At 70.0% G+C, this 13152-nt stretch carries 13 protein-coding genes and 1 pseudogene; 10 read left to right on the forward strand and 4 right to left on the reverse strand.

Annotated elements, in window-relative coordinates; all coding sequences use genetic code 11:
* Both B0F77_RS15215 and B0F77_RS15220 read right to left on the reverse strand, forming a co-directional pair.
* A partial coding sequence (locus B0F77_RS15215; RefSeq protein ID WP_245848185.1) for a response regulator occupies positions 1–580 on the reverse strand: 580 nt, incomplete at its 3' end.
* The gene (locus B0F77_RS15220) at positions 577–1680 is read right to left on the reverse strand and encodes a sensor histidine kinase (protein WP_086663692.1); all 1104 of its coding nucleotides are present in this window, start codon (positions 1678–1680) and stop codon (positions 577–579) included. The genes B0F77_RS15220 and B0F77_RS15215, both read right to left, overlap by 4 nt.
* A 158-nt stretch (positions 1681–1838) precedes the next feature.
* Here B0F77_RS15220 and B0F77_RS15225 point away from each other — a divergent pair, with 158 nt between their 5' ends.
* Positions 1839–2762: a substrate-binding domain-containing protein gene (locus tag B0F77_RS15225; protein WP_245848186.1), complete on the forward strand. Its 924-nt coding sequence runs from the start codon at positions 1839–1841 to the stop codon at positions 2760–2762.
* 535 nt (positions 2763–3297) lie between these two features.
* Positions 3298–3909 carry a hypothetical protein gene (locus B0F77_RS15230; protein WP_086663551.1) on the forward strand — a complete coding sequence of 204 codons (612 nt, stop codon included), beginning with the start codon at positions 3298–3300 and terminating at the stop codon, positions 3907–3909.
* A 250-nt stretch (positions 3910–4159) separates the two neighbouring features.
* Here B0F77_RS15230 and B0F77_RS15235 read toward each other — a convergent pair whose 3' ends face one another.
* On the reverse strand, positions 4160–4990 hold the full coding sequence (locus B0F77_RS15235; protein WP_245848189.1) for an MIP/aquaporin family protein: 831 nt from the start codon (positions 4988–4990) through the stop codon (positions 4160–4162).
* 766 nt (positions 4991–5756) lie between these two features.
* On the opposite strand from B0F77_RS15235, the pseudogene B0F77_RS49720 reads away from it, so the two are divergent.
* Together B0F77_RS49720 and B0F77_RS50705 are read left to right on the forward strand one after the other, a co-directional pair.
* Positions 5757–5960: pseudogene (locus B0F77_RS49720) on the forward strand (cold-shock protein); the annotation flags it as partial.
* A 30-nt stretch (positions 5961–5990) separates the two neighbouring features.
* A complete protein-coding gene (locus tag B0F77_RS50705) occupies positions 5991–6695 on the forward strand; it encodes a cold shock domain-containing protein (RefSeq protein WP_425435662.1) in 705 nt (234 codons plus the stop codon).
* Positions 6696–6981: 286 nt separating this feature from the next.
* Here B0F77_RS50705 and B0F77_RS15245 read toward each other — a convergent pair whose 3' ends face one another.
* Positions 6982–8691 carry an AfsR/SARP family transcriptional regulator gene (locus tag B0F77_RS15245; RefSeq protein WP_086663554.1) on the reverse strand — a complete coding sequence of 570 codons (1710 nt, stop codon included), beginning with the start codon at positions 8689–8691 and terminating at the stop codon, positions 6982–6984.
* Positions 8692–8778: 87 nt separating this feature from the next.
* On the opposite strand from B0F77_RS15245, the gene B0F77_RS15250 reads away from it, so the two are divergent.
* From B0F77_RS15250 to B0F77_RS15275, 6 genes are all read left to right on the forward strand, one after another.
* A complete protein-coding gene (locus tag B0F77_RS15250; RefSeq protein ID WP_143466738.1) occupies positions 8779–9027 on the forward strand; it encodes a DUF4242 domain-containing protein in 249 nt (82 codons plus the stop codon).
* A gap of 279 nt (positions 9028–9306) precedes the next feature.
* Complete coding sequence (locus B0F77_RS15255) at positions 9307–9735, forward strand: SRPBCC family protein (RefSeq protein WP_086663555.1); 429 nt, start codon at positions 9307–9309, stop codon at positions 9733–9735.
* A complete protein-coding gene (locus tag B0F77_RS15260) occupies positions 9732–10436 on the forward strand; it encodes a flavodoxin family protein (protein ID WP_086663556.1) in 705 nt (234 codons plus the stop codon). The genes B0F77_RS15255 and B0F77_RS15260 overlap by 4 nt, the downstream gene beginning before the upstream one ends.
* Before the next feature lie 10 nt (positions 10437–10446).
* Positions 10447–11049 (forward strand): RNA polymerase sigma factor, encoded by a 603-nt coding sequence (locus tag B0F77_RS15265; RefSeq protein ID WP_086663557.1) that lies wholly within the window; start codon positions 10447–10449, stop codon positions 11047–11049.
* On the forward strand, positions 11046–11276 hold the full coding sequence (locus B0F77_RS15270) for an anti-sigma factor family protein (protein WP_086663558.1): 231 nt from the start codon (positions 11046–11048) through the stop codon (positions 11274–11276). The genes B0F77_RS15265 and B0F77_RS15270 overlap by 4 nt, the downstream gene beginning before the upstream one ends.
* 177 nt (positions 11277–11453) lie before the next feature.
* On the forward strand, positions 11454–13106 hold the full coding sequence (locus B0F77_RS15275) for a choice-of-anchor B family protein (protein ID WP_086663559.1): 1653 nt from the start codon (positions 11454–11456) through the stop codon (positions 13104–13106).
* The last annotated feature ends 46 nt before the right edge of the window (positions 13107–13152 follow it).

Here is a 13152-nt window from a genome sequence, read left to right on the forward strand (position 1 = left end):
TGACGAGGTTCTTCACCGTGCCCTCGGCCAGAAATAGCTTCCCGGCGATCTCACGGTTGCTGTGTCCCGCGGAGAGCAGCCGGACGACGTCGAGTTCGCGCTCCGACAACGGCACGACCGGCGGTGTGGCTTCCTCGCGCGGCAACCGGGCCACCCTGGCCACGAGCTTCGCCGCGACCGACGGCTGCAGCACCGACTCACCCTGCCGGGCCGCGAGCAGCGCCTCCACCAGCCGGGCCGAGGACACGTCCTTGAGCAGGTAGCCGACCGCGCCCGCCCGAATCGCCGCGAACACGTCCGCGTCATCGTCGAACGTGGTCAACGCGAGCACCCGCACGTCCGGCTGCTCGAGGCGCAACCTGGCAGTAGCCGCGATCCCGTCCAGCACCGGCATCCGCAGATCCATCAGGACCACGTCGGGACGAAGTTCGGCGGCCAGCCGGACGGCCTGCTCGCCATTCCCGGCTTCACCGACCACTTCGATCTCGGGCTGAACCTCCAGCAACGCCGCCAGGGCTTCGCGGAACAGGGCCTGGTCGTCGACGATCAGGGTCCGCACAACGGAATCCGGAGGAGTCACCCCGGCACCTCCACGGTCAGTGTCACACCGCGCCCGGCCGCCGAGTCGACGGACACCCGCCCACCGAGACCCGCGATCCGCTCTCGCAGGCCGACCAGGCCGAACCCGCTGTCCGGCAACGGGTTCTCCGGTAAGCCTCGGCCGTCGTCGCGCACTTCCAATCGAACCAGGTCGAGGTGACCGAAGTCGAGGGCGACGGTGGCGGCCGTCGCGTCCGCGTGCTTGCGGACATTGGTCAGTCCCTCCTGCGCCGCCCGGAACAGTGATTCCTCGACGTCGGCGCGGAGCTCGCGCGCCGCGCCGAGCACCTCCAGTCCGGTCGGCACACCCGCCTCGGAAACCTCGTCGGTCAACGCCCGCAAGGCGTCCACCAGCGGAGCCGGCCGGGGTTCGCGCAGCGCGGCGACCGAGCGGCGCACCTCCGCCAGCGCCTGCTTCGACTGGTCCTGCGCCTTGGCGAGCATCCCGTCGAGCCGCTCGACGTCGGCGGTGTGGATCACGGCGCGCGCGGCCTGCAGGAGCATCTGCACGACGGTCAGGTGGTGCCCCAGCCCGTCGTGGATGTCGCGGGCGACCCGGTTGCGCTCTTGTGTGGTGGCGAGCTGCTCGGCTTGGGCGGCGTACCCGCGGAGCAGGTCGTTGGCCGCCGCCAGTGCGGTCCTGGCGCGCTGCTCCCGCACGAACAGTTCGGTCACCACGACGGTGAAGGTGGTGACAGCCAGCGTGCCGAGACCTTCACGCAGTCCGGCGACCCAGTCCATGCCCAGGTGCACCAACGGGATGACCGCGGCCACCACGACGGCCGCGGGCAGTGGCAGCAGCAGCACGCTCTGCGCGACCAGGGCCACCAGCAGCAGGACCGATCCGATCGCCGCGCCCGACATCCAGAACAGCGCGAAACCCAGCGCCAGCTGGATTCCGGCGTATGCCACGGCGAGAGCCCTGCCACGGCCCTCGACGAACCGGAACCCGAAGATGGCGAGCACGGCGAAGGCCAGCCCGAGCAGCAACGTCGGCACGAGCTGCTGTTCGAAAGCCGATGAGCCCAGCGGCAGGATCGCGCACGCGACGACCGTCAGGATGCTCAGCGTCCTCTGCACGCGCCCACTGTGCTGGACCGTGAACGCCGTGGTCAACCTGAGCGGCACCACTGGGATGGCCGGTCACGCGAATCCAGGCCTTCCGAAAGGTGCGAAAGTACTTTGTGGACAGGCGGAAAATCGCCGAAGTCGCGATCATGGCCGGTAGAACCGGCGGCGTGAAGCAATCAGTTTTCCGCGTGAGCCTGATGATGTGCGCAGTGCTGGTGTCGGCCGCGTGCGACTCGGGCGGTCAGGCGCGGACCGGCGACGACGTCACCATCGGCCTTTCTCTGTCCACTTTGGACAATCCGTTCTTCGTCGCGATGAAGGCCGGTGTCGAGAAGGCGGCGGCCGAACTCGGGGCCTCGGTGATCGTGCTCAACGCCGGCAACGACGCGAGCGTCCAGGCCGACCAGGTGCGCACACTCACCGAGCGGCGGGTAGGGGTGATCATCATCAACCCCGTCGACTCCCGGCAGGCGAAGCAGGCGGCGGACATCGCGCAGGCCGCGCTCGTGCCGCTGGTGTCGGTGGACCGGTCGGTCTACGGCGGCGCGGTCGCGTCGGAGGTGGCGTCCGACAACGTGCAAGGCGGTGCGCTGGCAGCCATCGCGCTCGGCCGGGCCGCCAACGGCAACGTCGTGCATCTGACGGGCGTCGCGGGTGCGTCGGCGACCTACGATCGCGGTACCGGCTTCGAGCAGGGCTTGAACTCGGGCGGCATCAGGGTCGTGGCGACGCGCACCGCGGACTTCAGCCGTGCCCGTGCCGTCCAGGTGATGACCGACCTGATGCGTGCCGGCAAGAACATCGAGGGTGTCTTCGCGGACAACGACGAGATGGCCCTCGGCGCGATCGAGGCGCTCGGTGCCCGCGCGGGCGCGGAGGTGCAGGTCGTCGGATTCGACGGCACCCCGGAGGCCCTGGGCGCCGTCGCGGACGGCACGATGGCGGCGACCGTCGCGCAGCAGCCGGACCTGCTCGGTCGCAACGCTGTGGAGCAGGCCGTGCGGGCGGCACGAGGCGAGAAGGTCCAGCAGGTGGTGGATGTTCCCGTGAAGGTCGTGACGAAGGACAACGCCGCCGCGTTCCGGAGGTAGTTCGTGCTGAGCCGGGCGTAGTTGTGACCGTGGCCGGAGGATCACGACGAGGCCGTCGCGATGCCGCGCTGGGAGACCGGCGCGACGGAGCTCGTCCTTGAGCTGATCCTCGGACAGGGTCCGTCACCGGTGTTCCATCATCTGTTCCGCGATCAGGCTCGTTCCTCGTGGGACGGGCCGGCGGCCTCATGGCTTGCGGTCTCACCGGACTCGCCCTCGCGCTGTCCGCCCCAGTCGACGATCTCGACGGTCACTGGTCGACCCCACCCGGGGGCCGCCTTCGACGGCCTGACCGTAGTTCGGGACGAGTCCGCGCATGGTGCTCACGTGGATGGTGCGGTCCGGGTTGCGCGGATCTCGCAGTGAGGTGACCGCTCCCACGCCGTCCGGGGCGGCGTCCTTGAAGGCGTAGAGCTCCCAACCGGTTGGGGCGACCTGGATGTCCAGGCTCAGCCGCTTGTCCTTGTCGGAAGCGTAAGGGTTTCCTAATCCCTTGATCGCTTGAGCACCGTCCGTCCGCGACTATGGTCGCCCGGTGATCAGGTCACGTTGGCTGCGCGCCGTCCTCTTCGCCCTGCCGGGACTTCTGCTCGCAGGGTTCGGTGCGGTGCACCCTGCACTGCTCGATGCGGCCAGCGCGTCTTCGTGGGCGGCGCTGCACATCGTTCTGCTCCCGGTCTTTCCGCTGCTGGCCGTGGCGCAGTGGCTGTTGCTGACCCCGGCACCGCCGTGGCTTCGGTGGCCGGGGCGGCTGGCGGCGTTCGGTTTCGCGGCCTTCTACGGCGGGCTCGACGCTGTCGCGGGGATCGCCGCGGGAACCGTGGTGCACGCCCAGAACGGTGTCACACCGGTCGTTGGTGCCGTGTTCGCCATCGGCGACCTGCTCGGTCACATCGGCTCAGCCTGCTTTCTCGTCGCCAATGCCCTGATCGCCGGCGCAGCCGTCGCGCGTGCGAAGTGGCGGGTGACACCGGGCGCGGTGGTGCTCCTCGTCGCCAGCGTGTCCTTTCTCGACAGTCACATCTTCTGGCCACGCGGCGTGTTCACGATGATCGGTGTCGCCGTCGGCATGTCTTGGTTGTGCCTCGCCGGCGACCGAGGTCCGCAACGATCGCCGGCACCAACCCTCTCCCGGGTTCGTCCGTAATGGATCAGACAGCCTCATCCTCATCGACAGGCTGAACGGCCCCTTCAGGCCCGAAGAGGACATTGCTCCGCCGGGATTTCCAGTTGCCCGTGACACTTGTCGTAACGCCGCCCTCGACACTGCACGGAGATACCGTCGACCCGCCAGCCCTCCACCACCCTTGCCCGCACACAGTCTGCGTGGACATCCGCGATGGCGCTCAGCCGCTCCGATCCGGTTTCGCCGGCCAACTCGTCAGACATGCCGTTGCTCAGACCTGTTCGGCCGCGCGAGTCCCCGCGGCCCGTCGAGCAACGTTGCCGATCACCTCGTACAACAACGCCGCAGCAACGCCACCGACGAGGTAGACGAGCAGCTGCGACCAGAACACGGTCGCGCCGGCCAGCGACAGCACCACGTCCGGCCCCATCGTCCGGGCGAGGTTCACCGAAGCGCCGGTGAGCGGGCCGAACACCATGATCTGCGTAGCCAGCGCGAGCCCGATTCCCAAGCCGTGCACGCCCTTGGGTGCATCAGGTGCGACCGCGAGCGCGTAGACGGCCGTGACGAGAATGAACGCACCAGTCGCCTCGGCGACCAGCGCCTGAACCGGTGTGACAGCCGGGCCGTAGGCCGTCGCCCCCAAACCGGCGGTCACCGCGGCGGAGATGTAGGCCGCGTAGACCACAGCGGCGCCGAGCACACCGCCGATCAGCTGCGCCAGCACGTACGCGGGCACCTCACGCCACGCGAACCGGCCGCGTACGGCCAATGCGAACGTGACGGTCGGGTTGAAGTGACCACCGGAGATCGCGCCGAAGGCGTAGATCGCCACAGCGAGCGCAAGCCCGTGCGCCAGGGCCACGATCAACAACCCGGACGGACCGGCCGCCACCGCGGCCCCTGTGCCGAACAGACACAGGATCGCTGTGCCGGCGACCTCGGCGAGCAACCGGCGGGTCAGCGGAACATCCACGGCAACAGCCCCCTCTGGTGACGGTGCGGGGTAGCGGCGGGCTCGACCGTAGGACTGCGCGGACCGCGCGAACGCGGCCAGCAGGCGGCCGTAAGCGGGCGGTAAGAAGCCGTTCCGCACCCGCACCAGCCCGAGCGTCCGAATGACCGCGCCATCCCAGGCGCCCTGGAATAGTTGTTTCGCGACAACGAGGTGCAGCTGTGTGCGGAGCTGTCGCAGCGTTGTTGTGCGGCGTGTTCGAACCGCCGCAAGGCCGCGGTCAGCGCCCGGCCGTCGCTGTCGTCGACCGGCGATCCGCTGTCCAGGCGATCAGGCGTCGCCAGGAGCTCCTGCCCGATCAAGCCGCCGGTCATCAGCGCCGGACGAACCACGAGCCGCCGGACACTGGCGCGATGCCGGCCGTGTACAAGAACCCAGGTGGTCAACGCGCGGTGCGGCAGTGGTGTTCGGAAGCCTTGGCGCGAGCGGACTTCCCACTCACCAACGCGACCGTGGAGATGGACGCCGACGGGGTGGTGCTGGCGGGCAATTCGCTGGGCGCCGCCGTGGCCCTGGCTGCCAACTCGCCACGCATCGCGGCGCGCGCTGGTCTCACCCGCCGGCTTCATCCGTCTCACAGTGGACACAGAATCAGGCCGTACGGCCGTTCGTCGTCGGCGAGTACTCGGCGGCTTGATCAACGAGTACGAATCCGCGGCGGCCTGAGGCGCAGGTCAGACCACCAGGCATAGTTTTGGCACCCCACACGTCCGCATACTCGGGCAACGGCTGGTGACGGCGTGCCAACTCGGTGACTTCGGCGACGTACTCAGGGCGGAGCCGCCGCGCGTCGGGATCAGGACGGTGCCTGGGACACTGGACCCCCGACCACCCGCAAGACCAGGAGTGCACCGTGCAGCAGGGAACCGTCCGCTGGTACGACCTCGAGCGCGGCTTCGGCTTCCTCGCCCCCGATGACGGCAGCGCCGACATCTTCGTGCACGTCTCGCAGGTGCGGGGCGAGGGCGCGGCCCGGGCGCTGCGCGAGGGCCAGACGGTGGAGTTCGAGCCCGGCGACGGACCCCGCGGTCCGCAGGCGCTGCACGTCGCCGTCACCGGGGACGCCGCGCCTGACGCGACCCTGGGCGTGCTCGCGACCGTCTCCTGGTACGAGCCGGCAAAGGGCTACGGGTTCGCCGCGCCGGACGGCGGGGGTGCGGAGGTGTTCGTGCACTCCTCCGCCATCGTCACCGGGGGCGTCCTCGCGGCCGGGCAGCGGGTGGCCTTCGTCGTCATCGCAGGGGAGAAGGGGCCGCAGGCCCAGCACCTGGTGCCGCTGAGCTTCGACGCCGGGGTCCGCCGAGCCCCTCTGGTCGCGCCCGGCGACGGCGCCGACGGCTCCGTCCTGTGGTTCGACGAGGAGAAGGCGTTCGGCTTCGTGGCCGCCGACGACGGGGCGGGCGACGTCTTCCTGCACGTGCGCGCCCTGGTCGACGAGGTGTACCTGCCGGCAGAGGGCGACCGGGTCTCGTTCACCACGGTCACCGGGGACCAGGGTCGTCAGGCGCGCGAGGTGCGGTTCGTGGCCACCGGCGAGCCGGTGGAGGCCGCCGCGGCCCCCAGCCAGGCTCGTCCGGCCACCCGGCCCGCAGCCCGCGCCGGCGACGGCTCGGTGGCCCGCTATGACGCGGACCGCGGCTTCGGCTTCATCACCCCTGACGCGGGCGGGCCCGACCTCTTCGTGCACGTCTCGGTGGTCTCCGGCGAGCCCCTGGTGGCCGGCGAGCGGGTGCGCTTCCGCATCCGGCAGAGCGACCGGGGCCCGCAGGCCGATGCCGTCGAGCGCGCCTGACCGTCCGGGACGGTCCTGCGACGCCTCGAAGCGGGCGACGTAGCGGCGCTGCCACGGCGTCTCGACCGCCCGGTGGTCGTAGCGCTGTCGGTAGTGCTTTGTCGGGTCCGGAGGGACNNGGCAACCCGACAAAGCACTATGGTGTGGCTCGGAACGTTGCCGGGGGAATTCGCGGTCAGACTGGTGCATCGTGCCGCGAGGCGCCCTGTTGAGCGTGGATTACCTCGCCAACGTTCCGGGACGCGCTGCTAGTTCGCCGCCGTCGCGAGGTCCCACGACTGACGCGTCACGCGACCTCAGCGGCCGCCCGGCAGCGGTTCTCCTCGATCGGCCTGCGCAGGGTGGCGTACAGCTCGGCCGCTTCGAGGAACAACGCGGCGGCCTGGGCGGTCTGCCCGGCCGCCCGGCGCAGTTCGGCCCTGACCTCCCACAGAGCGGCCGACCACGGGCCGCCCTGCCACAGCCCGCTGATCCGTTCCGCCTCGGCCAGGTGCGTCCGCGCCCGGCTCAGGTCGTTGGCCCGCGCGCAGGCCCGTGCCGCCTCGATCCGGAACGCCATCGAGCACGGATCGCACACGTGTGGCGCCTCGGTGAGCAGGCGTTCACCGTCCCGGACCGCGGAGAGTGCCTCGACGAGCCCGCCGGCGGCGAGTACGCGCAGTCCGTGGATCCTGATGACGAGGTGGGACCGGATGCCCGACGCGTGCGCGAGCGGCATGGCTCGGTCGAGCAGGGCGACGGCGGCGCTGCGGTCTCCGCGCCGGATGCGCGCCTCGGCGGCACGTTCGAGCGCGATGCTCTGCGCCGAGAGGCACCCCGACCGCTCCGCGTCCGTCAGCGACCGGTCGAGGTGCGCGGAGGCCTCGTCGAGGTGGCCGGACAGCAGTGCGAACTCGCCGAGCAGCAGGTGGGCCAGCGCCCGGCCGGCCGCCGAGTCCGCCTCGGTGGCGATGCCGAGCAGGTCTCGGCCGAACGACTCCGCGCCCTCGTGGCCTTCCGGTCCGTAGAGGTAGAACTCCTGGAAGCACAGGTGGGCGTCGAGCACGGCGCCTTCCAGGTTCGCGGACCGCCGGACGGAGTCGGTGAACTCCCGCCGGAACTGCTCGTGCCACGTGCCTCGCGCGTAAGCGACGAGCGCCAGCAGGGTGGACGCCTCGCCGAGCTCGTGCCCGAGGTTCGCGTCCAGCGCCAGCGCGCGTGCCCGCTTGGCGAGCCGCTCGGCCTCCTCGACGTTGCGCCGTCCCCAGGCGACCAGCCCGTTGGCGAGGATCACCGCCACCGTGTGCCGCACCGACGGAGGCTCGGCACCCTCGGCCAGCGCCGTCTCGTACAGCGCGACCGTGTCGGCGTCCGGCCCGACGCCGATGCGTTCCCGCAGCGCCTCGCGGAGTCGTTCGAACTGGCGCAACGCTTCCCGGCGCCGCCCGGCCGCGAGGTGGCGGCGCATCATCGCCCGGTGGGCTTCCTCGTCGGTCTCGTCGAGCTCCAGCAGCCGGGTCCAGTCACCGGCGGCCCGCAACAGCGCGAGGTAGTGGGTCCTCGCCCTGGCTCGTGGCTCCTCCGCCCACCACTCGTACCGGTCGTCCGGCACCACGTCGCCGCCGTAGCTCGCGGCTGCCGCGGCACACGCCTGTGCGTTGCCCGACGCCAGCGCGGTGTCCGCGGCGCGGTCGAACCGTTCGAGGTCGCAGTCCAGGCATCCGTCCGGCCACAGCACCAGCACGTGGCCGTCCACGCCGATCGCTTCGGGGCCGCCGAGCGCCCGGCGGGCGTAGTGCACGGCCTTGCGCAGGTTCGCGCCGGCCGCCTCGACCGGCAGGTCCGGCCACAGCAGCTCCATGACCTGTTCGCGGTGCAGCCGGTGCGCGGGTTCGATCGCCAGGAGCTTCACCACATCGGCGGCGCGCCGGCTGCGCCAGGCATGGGTGGGGACGGGGCTGCCGTCCACGGTGACGCCAAACCCGCCGAGCACACGCACCTGGCAGGTGGCAGGCATGGGCCGACCTTACGTCGGCCGGCGTGGGAACGCTCGGGGAACGCCGGCCTGCCTAACCTCGCCGCACAGTCGGAAGAGGAGGAAGCCATGTTGTTCATGGACGTCCACAACGAACTGCCCGACGGCGCCACCGCGAAGGACGTCGCGGAAGCCCACGAGGCCGACCTGCGCACCCAGGGCCAGCACGGTGTGCGCTACCTCAACTACTGGGTTGACGACCAGGCGGGCAAGGTGTTCTGCCTGGTGGAGGCCCCGGACGCGGAGGCAGCCCACAGAGTGCACCGCGAAGCGCACGGCCTGGTCGCCGACGAGATCTACCCGGTCGTGCAGGGGTAGGCCTCCGGCGGCGTCAGCCCTTGGCGGCTTCCCCGTGGCGGTCCCGGAACAACTGGACGATCGAGTCGAGCGTCCGAGCCGGTCCGGTTCAGTGACGGTGCCGAAGCCGCCGGGTCTGACGCGCAGGGCGCGGCGGGCCGTCTCGAAAGTCATCTCGTCTCCTCGTGTAACGCCGGTCGCGGGTGCGGGAACTGAGTCCTCGGTGTCGGCACCAACGACACGGGAATCGCGTTCAGCAAGCCGATCGTGCGAATCGACGACCGCAGGAGGAGTTTCCGCATGCCCAGAATCGTGACCAGTGCTGTGCTCGACGCCCCCGCCCAGGAGGTGTGGGAGCTGTTGCGGGACTTCTCCGCCATCGGCTCATGGCACCCGTTCCTGCCCGAGGCGAAGATCGAAGGCGGTGACCCGGTCGACCGCGTGGGCGCGGTCCGCGTCTTCCCCGCGGCGGGCGGGCACCGCGAGCGGCTCGTCGCACTGGACGACGCCGAACGCAGCACCCGGTACGCGTTCGAGGACACCGCCGGACTGCCCGTGCGCGGCTACGTCTCCGGCCTGCGGGTGAGGCCCGCGTCCGACACGACGTCGCTGGTCGAGTGGACGGCCGACTTCGACTGCGACGCGACCGACGAACCCCAGGTGATCTCCCAGGTCCGCGACGGGATCTTCCTGCCCGGCCTGGCCGCGTTGGAGGAGCGTTTCGCATGACCGACCACAGCGACCTCAAGGCGATGTTCATCAACTGCACCCTGAAGCGTTCGCCCGATCGCAGCCACACCGAGGGCCTGGTGGACGTCAGCCGGGCCATCATGGAGAAGCAGGGCGTCCAGGTCGAGGTGCTGCGCGCGATCGACCACGACATCGCGATCGGCGTGTGGCCGGACATGAGAGAGCACGGCTGGGCGACCGACGCGTGGCCGGAGATCTACGAACGGGTCATGGCGGCCGACATCCTGGTGATCGCGGGCCCGATCTGGCTGGGTGACAACAGCTCCGTGACCAAGCAGGTGATCGAACGGCTCTACGCGTGCTCGCACCTGCTCAACGACGCAGGCCAGTACGCCTACTACGGCCGCGTCGGCGGGTGCCTGATCACCGGCAACGAGGACGGCGTCAAGCACTGCGCGATGAACGTCCTCTACAGCCTGCAGCACCTGGGCTACACGATCCCGCCGCAGGCCGACGCCGGCTGGATCGGCGAGGCCGGGCCCCGTCCGTCCTATCTGGACCCCGGATCTGGTGGGCCGGAGAACGACTTCACCAACCGCAACACCACGTTCATGACGTGGAACCTGCTGCACCTGGCTCGCATGCTCAAGGACGCGGGCGGGATCCCGGCGCACGGCAACCAGCGCTCCGGGTGGGACGCGGGATGTCGTTACGACTTCGACAACCCCGAGTACCGGTAGATTTCCGTGGATGCTGCCCGCGGACGACGTCCTCGTCGCCGGACTCCGGTCCGGTGACGAGGCGACGTTCGCGCGGCTGCTGGACAGCTGGTCGGCGTCGATGCTGCGGCTGGCCCGGTCGTTCGTGTCGACCGACGCCTCGGCGGAGGAGGTCGTCCAGGACACCTGGCTGGCCGTGATCCGCGGCGTCGGCGGGTTCCAGGGCGCCTCGTCGTTGCGCACGTGGGTGTACCGGATCCTGGTCAACACGGCGAAGAAACGGGGCGTCAAGGAGAAGCGGACCATCCCGTGGACCAGCCTCGACCCGGACGGCGGACCGACCGTCGACCCGGACCAGTTCCGCGGGCCGGATGACGCCTATCCGGGGCATTGGCGGGAGTTTCCCGAGCCGTGGGTGCTCGGCGACGAGTTTCGCCACGTCGTCGCGCGGGCACTCGACCGGCTGCCGGAACGGCAACGGGTCGTGGTGACCTTGCGCGATGTGGACGGCTACTCCTCCGAGGAGGTGTGCGCGATGCTGGAGATCTCGGCGGCCAACCAGCGGGTGCTGCTGCACCGCGGCCGTGCGGCAGTCCGCGCACACGTCGAGAAGTACCTGGGGGGAGTGGCATGACCTGCGAGGAGTTCGTCGAGCTCGTCACGGCGTTCCTGGAGGGCACGCTGGACGAGGGGACCGAACGCGACTTCGTCGCCCACCTCGCCGAGTGCCCCGGCTGCGAGCGTTACCTCGACCAGTTCCGCGTCACCATCTCCGAGCTGGGGGAGCTGCCGCCGGAGACGTTGTCCGGCGACACCCGCGACCGGCTGCTCGAGGCGTTCCGGAACTTCCCGCGGGCGTGACGTCCGGCAGGCTCGCAGGCACTGAACTCCCGCCGCCCCTGTTGTCGTCTCGTGACGGAGACCAGACGAACGATGGTGCACGTCGGGTAGCCAGACGTCCTACCGTCGGTGACTGATCGGAAACCCTGCACCGGTCCGCGTCCTGAGCGGCCGGATTTCCGTGAGGAGCCCAACTTCATGAAGACCCTGCGGCTGGGGGCGCTCACGGTGCTGACGGCATCGGCGATCGCCCTCACGATGTCGGGCGCGTCCGCGCACGACCCCGACACCCCCGAAGGACAGGCGGCGGCCAGAACGTTCATGGCCGACTACCAGCCTGCGGAGCGGCACGCCGTCACGAACACCGCGGCCGGTGTGCCGTGCGTCGACGGCAAGGCCGACGTCTACCCCTGCAAGAACGTGGACCTGCTCAGCGTCCTGCCGCTGGCTCAGATGGGCGGCGGCAACGGCAACGACATCTGGGGCTGGACCGACCCGTCCTCCGGCAAGGAGTACGCGATCGTCGGCCGCACCAACGGCACGGCGTTCGTCGACGTCAGCACCCCCACCGCGCCTCGCTACCTGGGCAACCTGCCGTCCAACGGCGGCAGCAGCTCATGGCGTGACATGAAGGTGTACAAGGACCACGCGTTCATCGTCGCGGACTTCATCACCGGCCACGGGATGCAGGTGTTCGACCTGACCCGCCTGCGGACGATCACCTCGCCGCAGACGTTCACCGCCGACACCGTCTACAAGGACTTCGGCCCGGCGCACAACATCGCGATCAACGAGGAGACCGGTTTCGCGTACGCGATCGGCTCCAACACGTGCAGCGGTGGCCCGCACATGGTGGACATCCGCTCGCCGAAGTCGCCCAAGAACGCGGGTTGCGTTTCCCAGGACGGGTACACGCACGACAACCAGTGCGTGATCTACCGGGGCCCGGACGCGGCCTACCGGGGCAGGGAGATCTGCTTCAACTCCAACGAGGACACGCTGACGATCGTCGACGTGACCGACAAGGCCAAACCGGTGCAGATCTCCCGCAAGGGCTACTCCGGCGCGCAGTACTCGCACCAGGGCTGGCTGACCGAGGACCAGCGCTACTTCCTGCTCGACGACGAACTCGACGAGTCGCGCGGCACCGACAAGCGGACCAAGACCTACATCTGGGACCTGGCCTCGCTCGCCAACCCCGTGCACACCGGCGTCTACAACTCGCCCGCGACGGCGATCGACCACAACCAGTACATCAAGGGCAAGTACTCCTACCAGGCCAACTACCAGGCGGGCCTGCGGATCCTCGACGTCAGCGGGGTCGCCTCGGCGCAGCTGACCGAGGCCGGGTACTTCGACATCTACCCGGCCGCGAACGAGGCGAAGTTCAACGGGGCGTGGAGCAACTACCCGTACTTCGCCAGCGGCATCGTGCTGGTCAACGGCATCGAGCAGGGCCTGGTCGTGGTCAAGCCCAACCTCGGCGCCGCCGAACCGCCGCCGGCGGGCGGGAAGTTCGAGAACACCGCGGACGTCGCCATCCCGGACGCGGGCGCGGCGGTCACCTCCCCGGTGACGGTCTCCGGTGTCGCGGGCAAGGCCCCGTCGACCCTGAAGGTGAACGTGGACATCAAGCACACCTACCGCGGCGACCTCGTGATCGACCTCATCGCGCCGGACGGCACCTCGTTCCGTCTCAAGGGATCGAGCAACGACTCGGCGGACAACGTGGTCACGACCTACACGGTCGACGCGTCGGCGAGGACGGCGGAAGGCACCTGGCAGCTCAAGGTGCAGGACGTCGCCAAGGCCGACACCGGCTACATCGACGCGTGGAGTCTCCAGTTCTGAGATGACGTCGTGGGTGGTTTTGGCTGCTGCGCGGCCAAAACCACCC

The organism is Lentzea kentuckyensis (assembly GCF_002150765.1).
In the GTDB taxonomy this organism is placed as follows: domain Bacteria; phylum Actinomycetota; class Actinomycetes; order Mycobacteriales; family Pseudonocardiaceae; genus Lentzea; species Lentzea kentuckyensis.